This window comes from Arthrobacter sp. Sr33 (genome assembly GCF_054511195.1).
Map to the genome: position 1 here is coordinate 1 of NZ_JBTNDD010000008.1, position 17,478 is coordinate 17,478.

Annotated in this window: 15 protein-coding genes; 4 read left to right on the plus strand and 11 right to left on the minus strand. The window is 64.9% G+C overall.

Annotated features, from left to right (window positions below):
- Positions 1-54 precede the first annotated feature (54 nt).
- The 3 genes from ACX80T_RS11430 to ACX80T_RS11440 form a co-directional block, all read right to left on the minus strand.
- On the minus strand, positions 55-1,386 hold the full coding sequence (locus tag ACX80T_RS11430) for an MFS transporter (RefSeq protein ID WP_019481222.1): 1,332 nt from the start codon (positions 1,384-1,386) through the stop codon (positions 55-57).
- Positions 1,387-1,536: 150 nt separating this feature from the next.
- Complete coding sequence (hpaB, locus tag ACX80T_RS11435; protein WP_459304475.1) at positions 1,537-2,991, minus strand: 4-hydroxyphenylacetate 3-monooxygenase, oxygenase component; 1,455 nt, start codon at positions 2,989-2,991, stop codon at positions 1,537-1,539.
- Between the two features lie 59 nt (positions 2,992-3,050).
- Positions 3,051-3,602, minus strand: a complete 552-nt coding sequence (locus ACX80T_RS11440; protein WP_459304476.1) for a flavin reductase family protein — start codon at positions 3,600-3,602, stop codon at positions 3,051-3,053.
- Between the two features lie 132 nt (positions 3,603-3,734).
- Here ACX80T_RS11440 and ACX80T_RS11445 point away from each other — a divergent pair, with 132 nt between their 5' ends.
- On the plus strand, positions 3,735-4,460 hold the full coding sequence (locus ACX80T_RS11445; protein WP_019481219.1) for an IclR family transcriptional regulator: 726 nt from the start codon (positions 3,735-3,737) through the stop codon (positions 4,458-4,460).
- A gap of 73 nt (positions 4,461-4,533) precedes the next feature.
- Here the strand turns inward: ACX80T_RS11445 and ACX80T_RS11450 are convergent, their stop codons facing one another.
- From ACX80T_RS11450 to ACX80T_RS11465, 4 genes are all read right to left on the minus strand, one after another.
- Positions 4,534-5,808: an MFS transporter gene (locus tag ACX80T_RS11450; RefSeq protein ID WP_024476309.1), complete on the minus strand. Its 1,275-nt coding sequence runs from the start codon at positions 5,806-5,808 to the stop codon at positions 4,534-4,536.
- 78 nt (positions 5,809-5,886) lie between these two features.
- Positions 5,887-9,138, minus strand: a complete 3,252-nt coding sequence (locus ACX80T_RS11455; RefSeq protein WP_459304477.1) for an AAA family ATPase — start codon at positions 9,136-9,138, stop codon at positions 5,887-5,889.
- Complete coding sequence (locus ACX80T_RS11460) at positions 9,135-10,301, minus strand: exonuclease SbcCD subunit D (protein ID WP_459304478.1); 1,167 nt, start codon at positions 10,299-10,301, stop codon at positions 9,135-9,137. Before ACX80T_RS11460 ends, ACX80T_RS11455 begins: the two co-directional genes overlap by 4 nt.
- A 75-nt stretch (positions 10,302-10,376) precedes the next feature.
- Complete coding sequence (locus ACX80T_RS11465; protein ID WP_019481215.1) at positions 10,377-11,411, minus strand: aquaporin; 1,035 nt, start codon at positions 11,409-11,411, stop codon at positions 10,377-10,379.
- Positions 11,412-11,592: 181 nt separating this feature from the next.
- Between ACX80T_RS11465 and ACX80T_RS11470 the strand changes: the two genes are divergently transcribed.
- Complete coding sequence (locus ACX80T_RS11470; protein WP_019481214.1) at positions 11,593-12,645, plus strand: ADP-ribosylglycohydrolase family protein; 1,053 nt, start codon at positions 11,593-11,595, stop codon at positions 12,643-12,645.
- A 64-nt stretch (positions 12,646-12,709) separates the two neighbouring features.
- The gene (locus ACX80T_RS11475) at positions 12,710-13,630 is read left to right on the plus strand and encodes an SDR family NAD(P)-dependent oxidoreductase (RefSeq protein ID WP_026040860.1); all 921 of its coding nucleotides are present in this window, start codon (positions 12,710-12,712) and stop codon (positions 13,628-13,630) included.
- 40 nt (positions 13,631-13,670) lie between these two features.
- Here the strand turns inward: ACX80T_RS11475 and ACX80T_RS11480 are convergent, their stop codons facing one another.
- Entirely contained in the window at positions 13,671-14,669 is a 999-nt protein-coding gene (locus tag ACX80T_RS11480) for a 3'-5' exonuclease (RefSeq protein WP_019481212.1), read from the minus strand.
- A 90-nt stretch (positions 14,670-14,759) separates the two neighbouring features.
- On the opposite strand from ACX80T_RS11480, the gene ACX80T_RS11485 reads away from it, so the two are divergent.
- Positions 14,760-15,356 (plus strand): HAD family hydrolase, encoded by a 597-nt coding sequence (locus ACX80T_RS11485; protein ID WP_019481211.1) that lies wholly within the window; start codon positions 14,760-14,762, stop codon positions 15,354-15,356.
- Position 15,357: 1 nt separating this feature from the next.
- Here the strand turns inward: ACX80T_RS11485 and ACX80T_RS11490 are convergent, their stop codons facing one another.
- Genes ACX80T_RS11490 through ACX80T_RS11500 form a run of 3 tightly spaced genes read right to left on the minus strand, consistent with a single transcriptional unit; the run spans position 15,358 to position 17,332 of the window.
- A complete protein-coding gene (locus tag ACX80T_RS11490; protein ID WP_026040859.1) occupies positions 15,358-16,044 on the minus strand; it encodes a hypothetical protein in 687 nt (228 codons plus the stop codon).
- Positions 16,041-16,961 carry an ABC transporter ATP-binding protein gene (locus ACX80T_RS11495; protein ID WP_019481209.1) on the minus strand — a complete coding sequence of 307 codons (921 nt, stop codon included), beginning with the start codon at positions 16,959-16,961 and terminating at the stop codon, positions 16,041-16,043. The genes ACX80T_RS11490 and ACX80T_RS11495 overlap by 4 nt, the downstream gene beginning before the upstream one ends.
- The gene (locus tag ACX80T_RS11500; protein ID WP_019481208.1) at positions 16,958-17,332 is read right to left on the minus strand and encodes a GntR family transcriptional regulator; all 375 of its coding nucleotides are present in this window, start codon (positions 17,330-17,332) and stop codon (positions 16,958-16,960) included. The genes ACX80T_RS11495 and ACX80T_RS11500 overlap by 4 nt, the downstream gene beginning before the upstream one ends.
- Positions 17,333-17,478 lie beyond the last annotated feature (146 nt).

A 17,478-nucleotide genomic window follows, 5' to 3' on the forward strand; every position in this document is an offset into this window, starting at 1 on the left:
GCAGCGGCGGGAGGTCTCCCGCCGCTGCCGGCCCCGTTGATGCAGTATGACGCGCTAGTGGTGAGACACGCCCAGCGGTGCGCCCTTGGTCTCCTTGACCAGGCTGACGCCGATGAAGGAAATCACACACAGCACCATGATGTAGATCGCCACGGAACCCGACCATTCGTACGCCTCAAGGAGCGCCTGCGCCACTGTGGCAGCGAACGCTCCGCCGAGGATTGCGCCGAGGGCGTAGCCGATCGAGATGCCCGAGTACCGCACCTGGGCGGGGAACATTTCGGCGTACATGGCCGACATGGGGCCGTAGGACAGACCCAACCCAATGGTCAGGACGAACAGGGCCACCCCGTAGAGCACGATGTCGCCGGTGTCGATCAGCATGAACATCGGGATCATCCAGACGAAGACCCAGGCATAGCCGATCTGGAAGGTCCGGACCCGGCCAATCTTGTCGGAGAGCCAGCCTCCCACCATGGTGAAAATCAGCCAGCCGAAGGAGGCCAGCACTGTTGCCAGCAGCACCTCCTGGATGGGAAGTTCCAGACGCCCAGTGGCATACGAGATGAAGAAGGCAATCAGGAGGTACCCGGCGGCGTTGTTACCGATGAAGATGGCAGCCGACAGGAGCACGTTCTTGGTGTGGTTCCGGAACAGTTCACGAAGTGGCGCCTTGCTTTCCGCCTTGCGCTGCGCCATCTCCTTGAACACTGGGCTCTCGGCGACCGAGCGGCGGATCAGGTATCCCACCACGATCAGGACCACCGACAGCAGGAACGGAATCCGCCAGCCCCAGGCCAGGAACTCATCTTCGGTCAGAACCGTTCGCAGCAGCAACAGGAGGCTGGTCGCGAGGATCATCCCGATGGGGACACCGATCTGCGGGTAGGCCCCGAAGAGTCCGCGCCGGTGTACGGGTGCGTGCTCCACGGCCATGAGTGCTGCACCGCCCCATTCACCGCCGGCGGAGAAGCCCTGGATGATGCGGAACAGGATCAGCAGGATGGGTGCCCAGATGCCGATCTGCGCGTAGGTCGGCAGGAGGCCGATCAGAGCGGTCGCCCCACCCATCAGGAGCAGGGTCATCACCAGCACGGCCTTGCGGCCAATCCGGTCACCGAGGTGACCCGCGACGATCGCCCCGAGCGGACGGAAGAGGAAGCTGATGCCGATCAGGGCGAACGACAGGATCTGGGCCAGGCCGGGGTTCGAATCCGACAGGGGTGTCAGGAAGAGCCCGGCCAGGACTGTCGCGGTCAGCTGGGCGAAAATGAAAAAGTCGTACCACTCGATGGTGGTGCCGACCAGGGTCCCCGCCAGAACCTTGCGTTCCTCGCGGGTCACGCGTTGTTTGGGCTGGCCAACGCTGGTGGAAGAAGACGTCATTGTGTACTCCAGGGTGGGACGGACTATTTACTGACAGAACGTTCGGTTTGTGACGCTGATCATACTACCCCGGGATGGCCTAATGCACGCTCCCCGGCGACGACTTGCCGGAAGACCTGCCGGGAAGCCTGTCGAAATGCGGCGGCGCGCCTAGTCGGTACGAGCCAGGAACTCGCGCACCCGCGCCTGGACAGGGGCAGTGTCATAGCTTTTGACCAGTGCCCCGGCCATCCGAACCGGGTCGCCGAAGAAGAAATACTCATACAAGGCCTGACGACCCGAGAAACCGGAGATTGACGCGTCATGGGCCAGCTTGAATAGCCGCACCCGTTCGGGTCCGGTGAGCGTTTTGGTCTGGAGATACCGTTCGATATCCGGCAGCGCCGCACTGGCCAGATCGGCCTCGCCCGGGAGCGCCATCAGGCCGCTGGCGGATAATTTGCGGATAATCTGGGGGAAGCGCTGGGCCACCTTCGGATACCAGTTGCGTGCCGCGTTGAGTGTGGTCCACTTCGGCAACATCACGCCGTCGTCGTTCGGTGTGGCATCGACCTCGGACGCCCGCAGCAGGGCTTTGCCGATTTCGACCGTCTGGATGAGCTCGGCGAGATCCTCCTGGATGTGCTGGAATCCGCCGATACCGATGGACTCCGACAACTCCGCTGCCAGGCCGAGGAAGAACTCGCTCTTGGCTATGGTCCGCGTGACCACCTGGTGGGTCATCAGCGCCCCGGCGCCGGTTTCGGAGTAGAAGCCGTTGCAGAGGTCGGGGTGCCCGAGCATGAAGATGCGCTCGTTCGGCACGAACACATTGTCGAATATGACGACGGCGTCCATTTCCTCGAACCGCGAAGCCAGCGGCTCGTCGTGGATCGACCCACCATTGTGGAGGGGGGTACGGCACAGGTACCTCAGACCCTCAGCGTCGTTGGGGAGCGCGAACGCGAAGGAATACGGCGCATCCTCGGGGGTTCCGCGCAACAGGGTGGATGGGAAGACGAGCAGTTCATCGGCGATGGGGGCGTTGGTCGCGAGCATGCGGGCACCGTTGATGATGATTCCGTCGTCGCGTTCCTCGGTGATGCGGGCCGACAGGTGACCACCCAGCTGCTCCGATCCCGACACCGACCGATTGACCTGCGGCGGAATCAGCGTGTGGGTGGTGAGGAGATCATTCTCCCGGCAGAACTCGTAGTACCGGCGAATGTTCTCGCCGAACATGGGGTCCGCCTGGGCAAACCAGTGTTCGGCCGCGCTCAGCGCGGTCAGGCACCCATTCATGTAATCCCCGGTGCGGCCCAGGAAACCCTGCGAATATTCGGCCCAACAGGCCGTCGCCGCACGACGCCGTTCCAGGTCCGCGACCGTGCGCGGCACGAGGAAGGAGGCGTTGACCCGGTCACCGCTCGACGGCGATGGGTACGTCAGCCGGTCCGCATACTCGGGATCGTGCTGCAGATCGAATAGCCGGGCGTAGGACCGCGCCACATTCCTGAACGCAGGGTGATCGGCGATGTTTTCGCTGACCACCTGACCATCGATGACCACGTGCGGTCGCATGGAATTCAATGTGTCCAGGTACTGCGTGCCGGATCGGATGCCCATTGTCTTCAGTCCTTGAGGAAGTCGTGCGGTTCAGCTGCCTGGGGTTTTGGTGGACCCGGTCAGAGTAGGTCTTCCATCCCCAGCTGGTCTTCCGGGATGGTCGTGAAGCTACTGTTGGCGTACGCCAGGGCATCGCCCTTGCGGTAGTTGAAATCCTGCACCTCGCCGAGGTACAGGGTGTGGTCGCCGCCGTCGTACGCTGCCCACGGAGTGCACTCAAAGTAGGCCAGGACGTTTCCCAGACGTGGCGCACCTTCCCCCTCGACCCAGAGCGGCTCATCAACGGGTCGCCCGGCGAAGTGCAGGGCCAGTTGGCGCTGCTCGGCGCCGAGGATGTTGACGGTGAACGGTCTGCCGGCCAACTCGTCGTGGGCCGTGGTGCTGCGGGCGATACTCACCAGCACCAGCGGCGGATCCATCGACACCGAGGTAAAGGAATTGACGGTGATCCCATGACGCTTGGTGGCGCCGTCGAAGGTGACGATCGCGACGCCGGTCGCGAACCGGCCAAGGCTTCCCCTGAAGTGGTGGGCCCGCGGTACGTTCAGGGAGCGCCGACGAACGGGTGCGCCACTGCTGGCTGCACTCCCGTCCTGCGGTGAAGCGGTCATGGTCAAACTCCCTTGACGTGCCTGTACTAGCGTTAAGGACAGCCTAGCTGTTCTATAGTTGAACAATTCATTCTGATAGTGAAATATTGGCGGAAGTGACGAAGACAACAGCCGCCCACCCGAGAGGACGCCATGGACAGTGTGCAGACCAGCGCTACGGTGGCACCGTCATCACATTCCCAGACCCTCTCTCGGGGCATCCGTGCCCTGGAAATCCTGGCCGAAGCGCGCACTCCCCTGTCCATCGCCGAGCTGTCCACGCAGCTTGGGGTGCACCGCTCCATCGCCTACCGCATCCTGCGGACCCTTGAAGACCACTCGCTGGTGGTGAGGGATGCTGCGGGTCGGGTGCAGGCGGGCCCCGGCCTCGCCGCGCTGGCCCGCGGCGTGGCGGGCGATCTGCAGTCGGCGGCGCTGCCCGAACTGACCCATTTGGCCAATAGCCTGGGCATGACCGCCTTCGTTGCCGTCCTGAACCAACATGACTGCGTCACGCTGGTCACGGTAGAGCCCCGGCACACCGGTGCCACCGTTGCCCAGCGGCCTGGCACCCGCCACTCGGTGAGCGCCGGAGCGCCGGGAATTGCCATCCAATCGGCAATGACTGAACAGGACTGGGCTCGTTTTGCCCCTGGCCAGCAGTACCGGGAAGCCGCCCGCACCGCGCAGCGCACCGGCTACGCGGTGAGCCACGATGAGGTGATTGAGGGCGTCTCCTCGGTAGCCGTACCGGTCCGCATCCCCGGTCAACTACCGGCAGCCGTAGCGCTGGTCTACATCCGCAGCCAGCACACTCCGGCGGAGCTTGGTGCTCAACTCGCGGACTGCGCGCGGACCATCGAACAACAGTTGCGCTGAGGCCACCCCCACCCCCACCCAGGCCGAGGCGCGGGGTGCTGGGTGCAGGTATTGGGGTATGGGGTGCAGCGGGCTAATCGGATTGATGCTGCCGGGGCACCGTCAATGAAACGACTCCCAGCACCAGCAGCGCACCAGCCGCAGCTACCGGAACCACGAAGGCAGAACTGAAGCCGTTCGCTTCCGCCAGGGTCCCGGCCACTGCGGCCCCGATCGCCGTCCCAGCGACAATTCCGCTGGCCAGCAGGGTCATGACCGTCCCCATCAGTTCCTTCGGGGCCACCAGGGAGCCGATACTGAAAATCGTGACCATCGTGGGTCCCACCGGGATACCCAGGACGAACAGCACCAGCAGCATCAGCGGGACCTCCTGCGGGATGAAGAGGAACAGGCTGAGCAGGCTCATCCCGCCAGCGGAGATGATCCAGCGAAACGACGCCGAGAATCTGGCTGACCAGTACGCCACCGACAGCGCCGCCGCCGCTGAGCTCAGACCCATCACGGCGTACAGCAGACCCGCCGACGTAGCAGCCCCGAACTCGCCGGCGAACGCGATCAGGGCCGTCTGCGTTGAGCCGAAGAAGGTACCCATTGCAACCATGCCAAGCACCGGGAGCGGAACCAGCAACCAGAACCGTCGGCTGCCGGGCTCCCTCCGGCGGGTGCTGGGCTCCCCCTCCCGGGCAGGGTGAGGACGCCGGCTTAGCGGCACCACGGCCTGGACCGTGGGGTGAATTGCGAACGCGCTCACCATGACGATGGTCAGCACGGCGGCGAGGGCCAGCGGCAGCCAGGGGGCAATCACACTCGCCAACAGGCCCACAAGTGCTGGCCCCAGAACGAAGGTCAGTTCATCCGCGGTGCTCTCGTAGGACAGCGCCGTATCCAGATCGCCCTGTTGGGTTCCGCGGGTCAGGGCGATCCACCGCACCCGGGCCAGTGGCCCGATCTGCGGGCAGGTCAATCCCATGCCGAAGGCTGCCCCGAGAATGAGTGCGGTGGAGGCCGCCGAAAAGTCAGGCACTGAGTAACTGGCCGTGACCACCAGGGCAATCGCCATAGTGTTCAGGACCGCCGAGACGAGCAGCACGGGCCGTTGCCCGGTGCGGTCGGCAAGGTACCCGAGAATAGGGGCTCCCAGCGCCGAACCGACGCCGACCGCTCCGGCGGCAAACCCTCCGGTTGCTACCGACCCGCTGGCCGCCGTAACCAGGGTCAGGGCCCCGACAGTCAACATGGCCAGGGGCAGCCGGGCGAAGAAGCCGATGGTGAGGAAAGAAGATCCGGCGAGGGCCGGGAGCCGGCCATAGCGTCCCAGCCGGCTAGCGGATACTGCGGGTAGTGTCATGGTGAGGGTCTTTCCGGATACAGCTGATTGCGCATCGTCCCCCCTCCCGATGCGCCCAACCCGGTGACAACCCTCAATTTACACCGTCTGCAGCCCATCCGTCTGATGCGGACCGGTGGGCTGATCGTCGATGGGCAGTTGGTCGATGGGCAGTTGGTCGACCGGTAACTGGTCGACAATCCGCAGGGTGGATCCGTTTCGTCCCTTGATCACCTGAAGCTGGGCGGTGATGCGCTGCTTGAGTTCGGCGACGTGGCTGACCAGCCCCACCATGCGGCCGCCGTCCCGAAGCCCTTCCAGAGCGTCCATGACCTGTTCCAGGGATTGGTCATCGAGACTACCGAAGCCCTCATCAACGAACAGTGTCTCGATCTCGATTCCCCCTGACTCGGCCTGAACGACGTCGGCCAGGCCGAGGGCGAGCGCCAGGGCCGCCATGAAGGATTCGCCGCCTGAGAGGGTTGCCGTGTCCCTCGTATTTCCGGTCCAGCCGTCGATGACGTTGAGTCCCAGGCCCGACTTCTTGTTGCCCGATAGCGCATCACTGTGCACGAGAGCATAGCGCCCATCAGACATGGCCAGCAGCCGTTCAGTCGCTGCATCCGCTACCTGCTCCAGGCGTGCAGCCAGCACGTAGGTGCCAAGACTCATCTTGTACGAGTTGTCTCCGCCTCCGGCCGCGGTGTCGGCCAACGATTTCACGAGTTCATACTCGGTCCGCAGCGGCAGCACCAGCTTCTCCTGGCGGCCCATTTCGGCTGCATAGCGTTCAAGCTGTGCGGCCGACTCCTCGATCATCCGACGTTTGACCTCACTTTTCGCGGCGCGTGCAGCCGATTCACTCTCCGCCGCTGCCGCTGCTTCAAGCACTTCGCGGGTCACTGCCGGCAGACCGGCTGCCTCGTCCTGAAGTGCCCCGGCAATCTCCGGCAGGCCCTGGTCAGCTTCCAGCCGGTGCGTGGTGCGCTGATAGCCGCTGAGGAACTGCTCGGCGCGCTGCAGCTCAGCCGACGGCAGCAGGGCCGCGCGCACCTCATCCGGGTCGTCGAATGACGAGTTCGACAGTCCCTCGGCCAGCGAGCCAAACGCCTGATCGTGGCCGTCGCGGGCACGGATCAGGCCCTGCAGGGCGTCCCGACAGGTGGCAATAGCTTCGTGTCCCGCCGACAGCTGAGTAATCCGTTCCGCCAGGGTGTCATACCCGTCGCGGAGCGTGACCAGCCGCCCCGTCACTTCCCCTCGCTGTTCCTCCAGCCCGGCAATCAGTGACCGCAGTTCAGCAAGTGAAGTTGTCAACCCGTTGTAGGTGGCAGTGAGGCTTTCTTCGCGTTTGGTCAACTCGACCAGCCGGGCCGTGACGCGCTCCAATGCCTGTCGTGCTGCGACGGCTTCCGCCAGCAGGCCAGTGTCCCGCGTGAGGTCCTCCTGCACGTCGGCAGCATCCCTGCCACCACCCTGCGCCTCCAACCTGGCGGCCTCCAGGACTGCCTCGTCCCGCACTCGTCGGATCCGGTCCAGCTCCTGCTCGGCGGCGTCCTGCTTCCGGTGTGCAGCCTCTTCCTGGTCGTGGGTGACCAGGGTGTCCAGATCGGCCGAGGCCGGCCGGGGATGGGACCGGCTGCCGCAGACCGGGCAGTCACTATCGTCGGTGAGTCGGTCAGCCAACTCGGCTGCAGCCTGTTCCAGGCGTTGCCGGAGGGTATCCAGCCAGTGACCCTTGAGCTCAAGGAAGCGCCGTTCGGCTGCCGTGTACTTCTCCTCCTCGCCCAGGACCCTGTCCCGCGCGGTCCCGAGGGCCGCGATCGTGGTCAGGAGCCGCTTGCCCTCTGCCACCCGCTCCCCCAGCGTCGATTCCTGGTTGACCTGACGCTCAAGCTCGCTACGCTCCGCACGGGCATCGGCGGCCTCGGCACGGACCTCCTCCTGGGCACCCGAGCAGTCCGCAAGGGCTGCCTCAATCCGTTCCTGCTCGGCCGCCGCCTTGGCGAGCCTGTGCTCCAGCGACTGCAGACGCTGTTCCTCCGGCAGTGCCGAGCGCAGCACCCCGAGGTCTGAGGTGGCACTGGTGCAGGCAGCATCGAGCACGCCGATCGTCTCGTCAAGGCTGGACCCCGCGCCGTCGACGCCGGCAGGGCTCACATCGACGCCGTCAGGGCTCACGTCGACGCCGTCGGCGGCGGTGATGACGGAAATGACGTCGTCTGGATTGAGGCCGGGCACCAGGGATCCGGCCACCTCGGATTCGGCGATCCGGAGCGTTGCGACCTTCGCCCCGGCGGTGGCGTGGCTGAGCGTCCGCTCTGCCTGATCCAATGAGCGGAGGCCACCCTCAAGGATGCGGGCCTTCCGATCCCGTTCCACTGCAGCCTGAAACGCTTCCGCATCCTCACGCTGGGCCAGATGCGCGGCCTCGTCAGCCCTGAACTTCGCCAGTGCACCCTGGCGCGCGTGGAGGGCCGACGTCTCCTGGTGTGCCTGTCGGAATGCAGCAAGCTCCTGCGAATCCTTGGTCGAAGTCTGGGTTGCACCTTCCAGCGCACCGGCGAGACGCACCTGCAAGCCGCTGATGGTTTCCGGTCCGGCTTCCTGGGTTTCCGGAGCCGCGTCGGACCCAGGGGCGGAATCGGGGGCGGGGTCCGCCTCTCCCCCTATGAGGGCATGGCGCTCCACCTCATCCAGGGCCCGACGGAAGATGTGGGTCAACCCGGCTTCGGCGTCGGCGACCCGGCCGCCGAGCGCCCTGGCTCGTTCAGCGAGGACTTGCTCCACCTGTTCGAAACGGTCGGTGGAGAAGAGCCGCTGCAGCAGTTCCCGGCGGGATTTCGCATCGGAGCGAAGGAAAGCGGCGAACTCGCCCTGTGGCAGCATCACCACCCGGGTGAACTGCTCACGATTCATGCCGAGAAGGGTCTGGATCTCGTCGCCGGCTTCATCGTTTCGGGCGGATTTCTGGACCCATTCGCCGTCGACCTGCTCCCTCAGCAGGGTGCGGGCCGGCTCGGAGGTGGTCCCCTTGCCCCGCTTGGCCGGGCGATTCCATTGCGGATTGCGGATCACTTCCAACCGGCGACCGCCCACGCTGAACTCGCAGGTCACCTCGGGGGCCAGCGACTCGGGTGCGTGGTCGCTGCGGAGCCGCTTTGCACCCTGCCGGGCGCCGGGCACCGATCCATAGAGCGCGTAGCAAATCGCGTCGAGTACGCTCGATTTTCCGGCGCCCGTGGGGCCGTTCAGGAGGAACAGACCGTGGGCACCCAACCTGTCGAAGTCGACCTGCTGGCGTTCAGCGAAGGGGCCGAACGCCTGAAGTTCCAGGCGGTGGATCCTCATCGTTCGACCTGTGCCGAACGGACTGTCTCAAGGGCGGAGGTGATGACAGCGCGTTCGCCATCGTTCGCTGGACGGGACCGGACGTGGTCAAAGAAGCCACAGCACACCTCCACATCATCAGTGGCCGTGGCGATGCGCTGGCTGTAGGTCTGCGCTGCGCGTTGCCGGTCACCGGCCGGTTCGAAGTTCAATACCAGGGTGGTGGGGAAGCGGCTCCGCAGGCGCTCCATAGCCTGGGCGGGCCGGTCAGCGTCGGTGAGGGTGATGTGGCAATAGGCGTTCTCGGCCCAGTCATGGCGCGGGTCCGCCAGCAGGTCCTCAAGTTCCCCAGTCAGGACCGCCAGCTCGCGGTACCCTGGCCAGTTAATTGCACTGACCTCACCCAGCCCGTCGGCGCTGATGTCCACCAGCCAGGCGCCCTTGGCCTGGTTGGCTTCCGAGAACGAATAGGGCAGGGGCGAACCGGAGTACCGCACATTGGGTGCCAATTGCTGCTGGCCATGAAGGTGCCCCAGGGCCGTGTAGTCGAAGGATTCAAAGAGATCGAGGGGCACGGCACCAACCCCACCCACGCTGAGATCGCGTTCGCTGGCCGAGGTGATACCGCCGCTGGCGAAGGTGTGCGCCATGACCAGGGACCGGACGGTCCCGGCCGCCCGGCGATGCGCCAGGTCCGAATGGACCCGGTCCAGGGCTGCCCTGGTCACGCTGGTGTGTGTCGGGGCCTCGGCTCCGAGCCCACCTGCGACCAGCCGCGGCTCGAGGTAGGGCAGGCCATAGACGGCCAGCTCGGCGCCGTCGTCGTCAAGGGGGAAAAGGACCGGCCGCGCAATGTCCTCAAGCCGGGTGCGTAAGTGCACTCCGCCGCGTTCCAGAATGCGACCGCCGAATCCCAGTCTGGTGGCGGAGTCGTGGTTTCCACTGGAAACCACCACCTGCGCTCCCGCCCCGGTGAGACGATCCAGCGCGTCGTCGAAGAGGCCGACGACGTCGACGCCGGGCAGTGCACGGTCGTAGACGTCGCCGGCGATCAGCACCACATCGACTTCATGCTCGCGGACAGATTTCTCGAGGTGGTCGATGAAAATCCGTTGCGCCTGAAGGGTACCCACACCGTGGAACGACCGTCCCAGGTGCCAATCGGATGTGTGCAGTAGCCTCATGATTCCAAGCTACCGGCCCCCACTGACATTCCTGCGGAGGGTTCCCGGCGGTGCGGACTTTGGCCCGGTTTTAGCCTACTTTTCGTCGCGGCGATCGTCGGATCCGTCGAAGAACCTCCGTGCCTCGTCGGTCCCGGCGGGACGGTCAACCTGACCATCCTCGGCCGTGTCACCGGTGCGTGCATGGCCGGCCGGGTAGCGGTCAGCCGACGTCACCCCGGTGGTCTGCGATGGGGCGTTGACCCCGGTGACTGCCGGGGCTGCGTCGTCGTCGGCAGGTGCGGCGACGGATCCGTCGGCCGCCCCAGCCACCCCGGCTTCACTCTTGCGTCCACCAAACAGCTCGGTGCTGCGGTAGATCAGTCCAACGATCGCTGCGCCGAGCACCGGTGCTACCCAGAACAGCCACAGCTGCTCGATGGCCCAGCCTTCGGAGAAGATGGCGGCGGCGGTTGACCGGGCTGGGTTCAACGACCCGTTGGTGATGGGGAGCAGGAAGGTCAGCAGCGCGGCGTAGACCAGCCCGATGGCGAAGGGCCCACCGGCGTTGCGCAGCGCACCAGTGGCGGTGCGGGAGGTAGCCCCCAGCACGACGGCGACAAAGATCGCGGTGCCGACAACCTCGGCGAGGAGAGCGCTGCTCAGGGCGAACTGGGTGGGCGAATTGTCTGCGTAACCGTTGGCCGAGACGGCGAACAGGGCCTGGACGCTACCGGCAAACTGCTGGTTGGCGCTCAGGAGCAACCAGATAAACACTGCTGCGACAACCCCGCCGACCACCTGCGCCACAATGTAGGGCAGTACCGAGGCCCACGAGGTTTTACCTGCGATTGCCGAGCCGAGCGTGACCGCCGGGTTGAAGTGACCCCCCGACACATAGCCGAACGCGACCATCGCTCCGATCAGCGCCAGACCGAAGGCGAGAGTCGGCTGAACACCCGTCTGGGTGTTCAGGATGGTGACGCCCAGTCCCGCGAGGACCAGCAGGAACGAGCCTGCTGCTTCGGCGAGGGACCGGGCCACCAGTGGAAAGTCTTTGATCCCGGCAGCGCGCCCGGAGTGTTCCGGGTCCGCGTGCAGATCGTGGCTGGGCAGAGATGTCTGCGTCATGGTGAACGTATTCCTTCAAGCTGAATGGGAGAGTCGAGATGGGGGTCGACTCTATTGTCGGGACCGTACGATCCGGTCAGGCAAACCCGTCCAGCGTTCCACTTGTTGCTGGATGCCCGCTGTGAGCGGGCGACGCCGGTGGACGGGGCAGTAGCACCATACCCGACACTAGACTGTTGAGGTGCCTGTTGCCCCGACTTATTCCGACCGTGTTCATGGCTGCCTGCTGGGCGGTGCCCTCGGCGATGCCCTCGGCTATGCCGTCGAAGAACTCGACCTGCAATCCATCCGGACAGCCTACGGTCCACACGGTGTGACCTCCCCCGACGCTTTGCCGGACACGTTCCGGTTTTCCGACGATACCCAGCTCACGTTGTATACGGTCGACGGACTCGTTGATGCCATCCAATGGGCCAATGATGGAGTGGCGGCTGATGAGACCGCCTGCCTGTGGCTGGCCTACCTGCGGTGGCTGGCGACGCAGGGCGAGACGCCGTCGTCGTCGGCGCCTGCTCCCCCGCCCCGCTGGATCGATGCCCAGGAAGTCCTTCAGCACCGCCGCCGGCCCGGCGCGGCGTGCCTCAGCGCACTCCGCAGCGGAGAGATGGGCACCCAGGCGCGGCCACTGAATCTTGACGCCAAAGGCTCCGGCACGGTGATGCGTTCCGCCCCGTTTGGGCTGGTGCCCCATATTCCTGTCGAGGTTGCCGATCGGCTGGCGATGAACGCCGCCGCACTGACCCACGGCCACCCCACGGCCCAGCACGGCGCTGCCGTGGTCGCGGTCCTGATCCACTCAATCGCCCGTGATGGCAAGCCTCTCGCTGAGGCGGTGGCTGCCGCCGTCTCCCGGGCAGCCGCTTCGGCGGTACCCGAGCTGGTCCGCCTCCTTGAGACCGCTGTCGAACTGGCCGACGACGGCGGTGTCTCGCCTGAGCTGATGACGGCAGCCCTCGGCGGTGGGTGGACAGCTGACGAAGCCCTGGCGATTGCCGTGTATGCGGTGCTGGCAACCGAGACGACCGCGGGAGTAGAGGACCACTTCCGCGCTGCGTTATGCCTCGCTGTCAATCACGACGGTGACAGCGACACGACGGGGTCGATCGCCGGCAACATTCTCGGCGCGCTCTACGGGGTGCAGGGGCTGCCCGCCGCGTGGGTGTCCTTGCTGGAGGGTGCCGAAACCGTCAGCGCGATGGCTCAGCTGTTGGTGGAAACCACCTCGACCGGCTGAGCCTTTCCCTGGGGCGGTTCTGGTCGATTCTTGGGCTGGCCCCTGCTGTGCCTAGTCTTGGCTCATGGATAACTGGAGTCCCGCTCACCTGTCGGATCTGAGCGGCCGCACCGTGGTGGTCACCGGAGGGAACGCCGGGCTCGGCTATTTTGCCTGCGAGCAGCTGGCGGCGGCCGGGGCGACCGTGGTGATGGCGTCGCGCAATGAGCAGAAGGTCACGGCGGCCATTGCAGCGATCCGGCGCAGGGTTCCCGACGCAGACGTCCACTACCAGGAGCTCGATCTGGCCCGGCTCGACTCGGTACGGCAGGCCGTGGAAGTGCTCTCCTCACGGGGTCCCCTCGATGCGCTCCTGGCGAACGCCGGAGTTGTGGGCGCGGCCGGACGCCAGCACACGGCGGATGGTTTTGAGCTGCAGTTCGGCACCAACCACCTGGGGCATTTTGCCCTCACGGCGGGTCTGCTGCCTGCCCTCACCGCTGCGCGCGGCCGGGTGGTTCATCTGGGCAGCATCAGCCACCGCTGGGTCCGGCTGAACACTGCCGACCTGATGCCAGCGAAGTACAACAATCCGCGCTCCTACGCGACGTCGAAGCTGGCTGTCATGACCTTCGGTTTCGAACTCGCTGCCCGGCTTCACCTGCTGGGGAGCCCGGTACAGAGCATCGTGGCCCATCCGGGTCTGGCCCTGGACATGCTCACCCCGCACCGACCCGGAATCGGTTTGAACGACACCCCACCCGCTGCACAGCGCCGCGTGCTGGCACCCGTCTCGCACGGCAAGGACACCGGGGCGTGGCCCCTGGTTCGGGCGGTGGGTGATCCGGGCGTCGACAACGGCTCCTACTGCGGGCCGAGCGGCTGGTTCCAGTTACGGGGTCACCCGACGTCGGTGCCGGCGCATCCGCACGCCCGCGAGCGCAACACCGCTTCCCGGCTGATCGACGCGTCGGAGGAGCTCACCGGGGTCCAGCTGGCCCTGTAGAGCGGCTGGAACCGTAAGCAGGTCAGGGACCGTAGACCGGTCAGGGACTGTCGACGGGCCAGCGGCCCTCAGTCATCTGCAGGAACTCGGCTTCCGAGAGGACCTCGATCCGCTGGCCTCGCTCGTGGAGGTCGAGAACACGCCGGGCTTTGCCGGTGACGCGTCCATTGCGCAGATCCGAGGCCTCAAATCCGTCGCCCACCACCAATACTGTGGTGCGTTGGGTGACCGTGCTCGCTGGTTGGGCGCCGAGCCGCGCGGCCCGTTCCTTGGCCTGCGGACGGGGCATGCCGAGCGTGCCGGTGAACACCACCGTCTGGCCGTACAGCGGGTTTGCCGGATCGGCTGCGCCATTCGCGGGCGGGTTCAAGCCCTCCTCGGGCCACCCGGAGGGGCCGGTCCGGGTAGCAACCGGGCCACGGGCCAGGGCACCGCGCGTCGCCTTCGAGACAGGGTTGATTCCCGGTACGTAGGCATCCTGGATCGAGAGTGGGAGCCGCTGCAGCGCGGCTAGTTCTGCCAGCGAGTCCGCACCGTTCATCCTGGCGATGTCGATCATGATGCCGGCACACGCCCTGGCATCCTCAACTGCATCATGGTGGTTGACCAGCGGGACTCCGGCCGCCTCGGCGACGAAGGGCAGCGAGTACGAGGGCAGCGAATAACTGCGCCGGGAGAGCACCACGGTGCAGGTGTAGTTGTAGGCCGGGCCCGCGATGTTGGAAACTTCCTGTCCCGACCTGATGACGCCCAGATCGAAGGCCGCGTTATGTGCCACCAGGACGTCGTCGCCAATAAAAGCACCGATCTCCGGGAATAGGTCCCCAAACCGTGGCTGGGTCGCCACCATCTCCGGGGAAATGCCGTGGATCCGTACGTTGCGCCAGTCGAAATGGTCGTGCCCCGCGGGAGGGCGCATCAGCCAGTGGGCCTCGTCCACGATCCTGCCGTCCCGCACCTTGGCCAAGCCAACCGCGCAGGGCGAGCCACGGAACCCGTTTGCTGTCTCAAAATCGATTGCTGTGAACTCAATTCCCACCGGGTCAACGCTACGGGTTGAACCGACGGATTTTACCTAACGTTCACCCGCGCGCCGGGAGATACCTGCCACAGTCCCCTACCCTGAGGTATGGGAAAGACACAGTGGTACCTGTTCGATTACGGCATGGTGATCTCCAATGCGCCCACACCCGAGGACTGGCTGAACCTCGAGGATGCTGCTGGCGTCCAGCTGATGGACCCCGGCTCGCCCTACTGGCAGCACCGGTTAGACTTCGATGCTGGCCGCAAGACCAGCGTCGAATACTGGTCGCTGGTCACCGGACGCGACGTCACTGAGAGCCGGACGGACCTGCTCGACACGCTGGATGCCAACCAGTGGTCCCACTTCAACCTGGAAACCCTCGATGTCCTCGAGGAACTCAGCAGCCAGGGTGCCCGGCTGGCGCTGCTCTCGAATATGCCTGCCCCGATGGTGGCCAGGTTTGAGCAGGCGTCCTGGACCGGGTACTTCACGAAGATGTACTTCAGTTCGGTGCTCCAGCTGGTGAAGCCGCAGCGGGAAATTTTCGAACACGTGCTGCGGGACCTTGGCGCCGAACCACATGAGGTCACCTTCGTTGATGATGCCCAGGTCAATGTCGCTGCCGCGCAGGAGCTGGGCATCGACGCTATGCTCCACCAGCCAGGCATCGACCTGCAACGTGAGCTGTTCGCCCCACGCTGAGCTAGGGCACGGCCCGTCGCAGGGTGAGGTAGGACCCGCCCGCCAGCGCCAGGCCGACGACGGCGAGCCAGCCTGCGACGCTCAGCTGGGTCTGGCTGCTGAGGAACTGGCCCACCTGGCCCCAGAGTTCCTGGCGGGTGAGGTAGAAGACGAGGCCGACCAGCACGACTGCAGTCCCGATCCCGGTGATCAGGAGTCCCGTGGTCTGCCACCGTTTGTAGATGGTCGCGGCCCAGAAGCCAACCAGGAACAGCACCATCATCGCCGTGAAGTAGAAGACCATCATCGGCAGGCCGGATCCTTCGGCAATCCAGTCAATCGCGAAGAATCTGCCGTTGAGTCCCCACCCGTCAGTTGCTATCTCGATCAGGCCGAGCACGTAATAGAGTGCCGTTGTCACTGCCGCAATGATCGAGAACAAGCCGAGGGTCCCGAGGAAGAAGGACTTGCGACTGATGCTCAGTCCCTGCGAAAAGGGGAAGGTCAGGGTGAGCGACTGGATTCCCAGCGCCAGGAAGTACCACATGATGGCCTGGGAACCGCCCGAATATTTTGCTCCCTCATAGGGAATGAAGGACCAGATGACCCAGCTCAACCCGAAGGACGCCACGAGGATTACGGCCGGAATGCCGATAAAGGTCCATCTGTTGCTGAGCTGCATGCGCATGACATTGACTACACGACTCATTGTGATACCTCCAGCGAGTGGTTGTGCACGGCGTCCAGATCGCCGCTGGTCGCTGCCAAGGTTCGACGGATCACCAGCTGCTGCAGTGAGACCGGAGCGAGCTCCAGGCCCAGCTCTGCGGCCTCGCGTTTCTCCGTCGGCGTGAGCACGCCGACGGCAGTCACCGAGGCCAGTGAGGCGAAGTTGTCGGTGTGAAGAATTTCCCGGCCGGCAAGGAAAGCCTTCACCACGGTTGCGGATCCGACCACCGTGAACGCCGAACCCCTGATGCTCTCGGCGTCGTCGTTCATGATGATGCGGCCTTTGTCGATCACAATCACGTGTTCCAGGAGATTCGCCACCTCATCGATCAGGTGGGAGGAGAGCACTACGGTCCGCGGGTGTAACGCGTAGTCCTCGACGAGCCGGTCGTAGAACAGCTGCCTCGCCACGGCGTCCAGACCAAGGTAGGGCTCATCGAAGAACGTCAGTTCGGCGCGGGATGCCAGACCGATGATGACGCCGACGGCCGAGAGTTGCCCGCGGGAGAGCTTCTTGATCGATCGCTTGAGGGGCAACTGGAAATCCTCGACCAATCGGTTGGCAAGTGCCTGGTCCCAGTTGGTGAAAAACAACGCCGCCGACCGGAAGGCATGCTTGGGCGTGAACGCATCTGGATACTTTTGCGATTCACGGATGAAGCAGATGCGGCTCAGCACCCGTTCATTCTCGTAGGGACTCTCACCGAAGACGGCGACTGTCCCGGAGGTCTGGAAACCCTGCGCGGTGAGGATGGACATCAGGGTGGTTTTGCCTGCCCCGTTACGTCCGAGGAGGCCGTAAATTTTCCCGGGCTGCAGCGACAGGCTCACCCCGTCGAGCGCCGTGGAGTTGCGGTAGGTCTTGATCAGATCATGTGTTTCGATAACGCTGCTCATGGTGTTCCCCCCGAAACTGATTCGCTGGAGCGGACCATTTCCGCCAGTTCGGAGGGGCTGATTCCCAGCTTCCGAGCCTCTACCGCCAGCGGGCGGACGTATTGGTCAAAGAATTGGTCCCGCCGGCGCTGCAGGAGCGCGGCGCGGGCACCGGTGGCAACAAACATTCCTATTCCCCGTTGCTTGTAGAGAATGCCCTCGTCCACGAGTCGGTTGACGCCCTTGGCGGCGGTCGCCGGGTTGATGCGATGGAAAGCGGCAAACTCGTTCGTTGATGGGACCTGCGCCTCTTCGGCCAGGGTTCCCTCGACAATCTCGTTTTCGATCTCTTCGGCTATCTGAAGGAAGATGGGCCTACTGTCATCGATCATCTGGCCCCCCGGTGACCAGTCAGCTGGTCAATTGGTTAGTTACTGATGTAACTAACCATACAACCGGGGGCGGGCGATGCCAAGGCTTTTTGGGACGGCTGTGGTGGGCACGACGCCGTCGGGAACTCCTGCGCAGTTGGCGGGTG

Bases quoted from the DNA above. Each gene is read 5' to 3' on its own strand.
- ACX80T_RS11495 (WP_019481209.1), bottom strand. From the start codon at position 16,961: ATGAGCAGCGTTATCGAAACACATGATCTGATCAAGACCTACCGCAAC.
- ACX80T_RS11440 (WP_459304476.1), bottom strand. From the start codon at position 3,602: ATGACCGCTTCACCGCAGGACGGGAGTGCAGCCAGCAGTGGCGCACCC.
- ACX80T_RS11445 (WP_019481219.1), top strand. From the start codon at position 3,735: ATGGACAGTGTGCAGACCAGCGCTACGGTGGCACCGTCATCACATTCC.
- ACX80T_RS11475 (WP_026040860.1), top strand. From the start codon at position 12,710: ATGGATAACTGGAGTCCCGCTCACCTGTCGGATCTGAGCGGCCGCACC.
- ACX80T_RS11460 (WP_459304478.1), bottom strand. From the start codon at position 10,301: ATGAGGCTACTGCACACATCCGATTGGCACCTGGGACGGTCGTTCCAC.
- hpaB (WP_459304475.1), bottom strand. From the start codon at position 2,991: ATGGGCATCCGATCCGGCACGCAGTACCTGGACACATTGAATTCCATG.
- ACX80T_RS11430 (WP_019481222.1), bottom strand. From the start codon at position 1,386: ATGACGTCTTCTTCCACCAGCGTTGGCCAGCCCAAACAACGCGTGACC.
- ACX80T_RS11455 (WP_459304477.1), bottom strand. From the start codon at position 9,138: ATGAGGATCCACCGCCTGGAACTTCAGGCGTTCGGCCCCTTCGCTGAA.
- ACX80T_RS11490 (WP_026040859.1), bottom strand. From the start codon at position 16,044: ATGAGTCGTGTAGTCAATGTCATGCGCATGCAGCTCAGCAACAGATGG.
- ACX80T_RS11500 (WP_019481208.1), bottom strand. From the start codon at position 17,332: ATGATCGATGACAGTAGGCCCATCTTCCTTCAGATAGCCGAAGAGATC.
- ACX80T_RS11450 (WP_024476309.1), bottom strand. From the start codon at position 5,808: ATGACACTACCCGCAGTATCCGCTAGCCGGCTGGGACGCTATGGCCGG.
- ACX80T_RS11485 (WP_019481211.1), top strand. From the start codon at position 14,760: ATGGGAAAGACACAGTGGTACCTGTTCGATTACGGCATGGTGATCTCC.
- ACX80T_RS11465 (WP_019481215.1), bottom strand. From the start codon at position 11,411: ATGACGCAGACATCTCTGCCCAGCCACGATCTGCACGCGGACCCGGAA.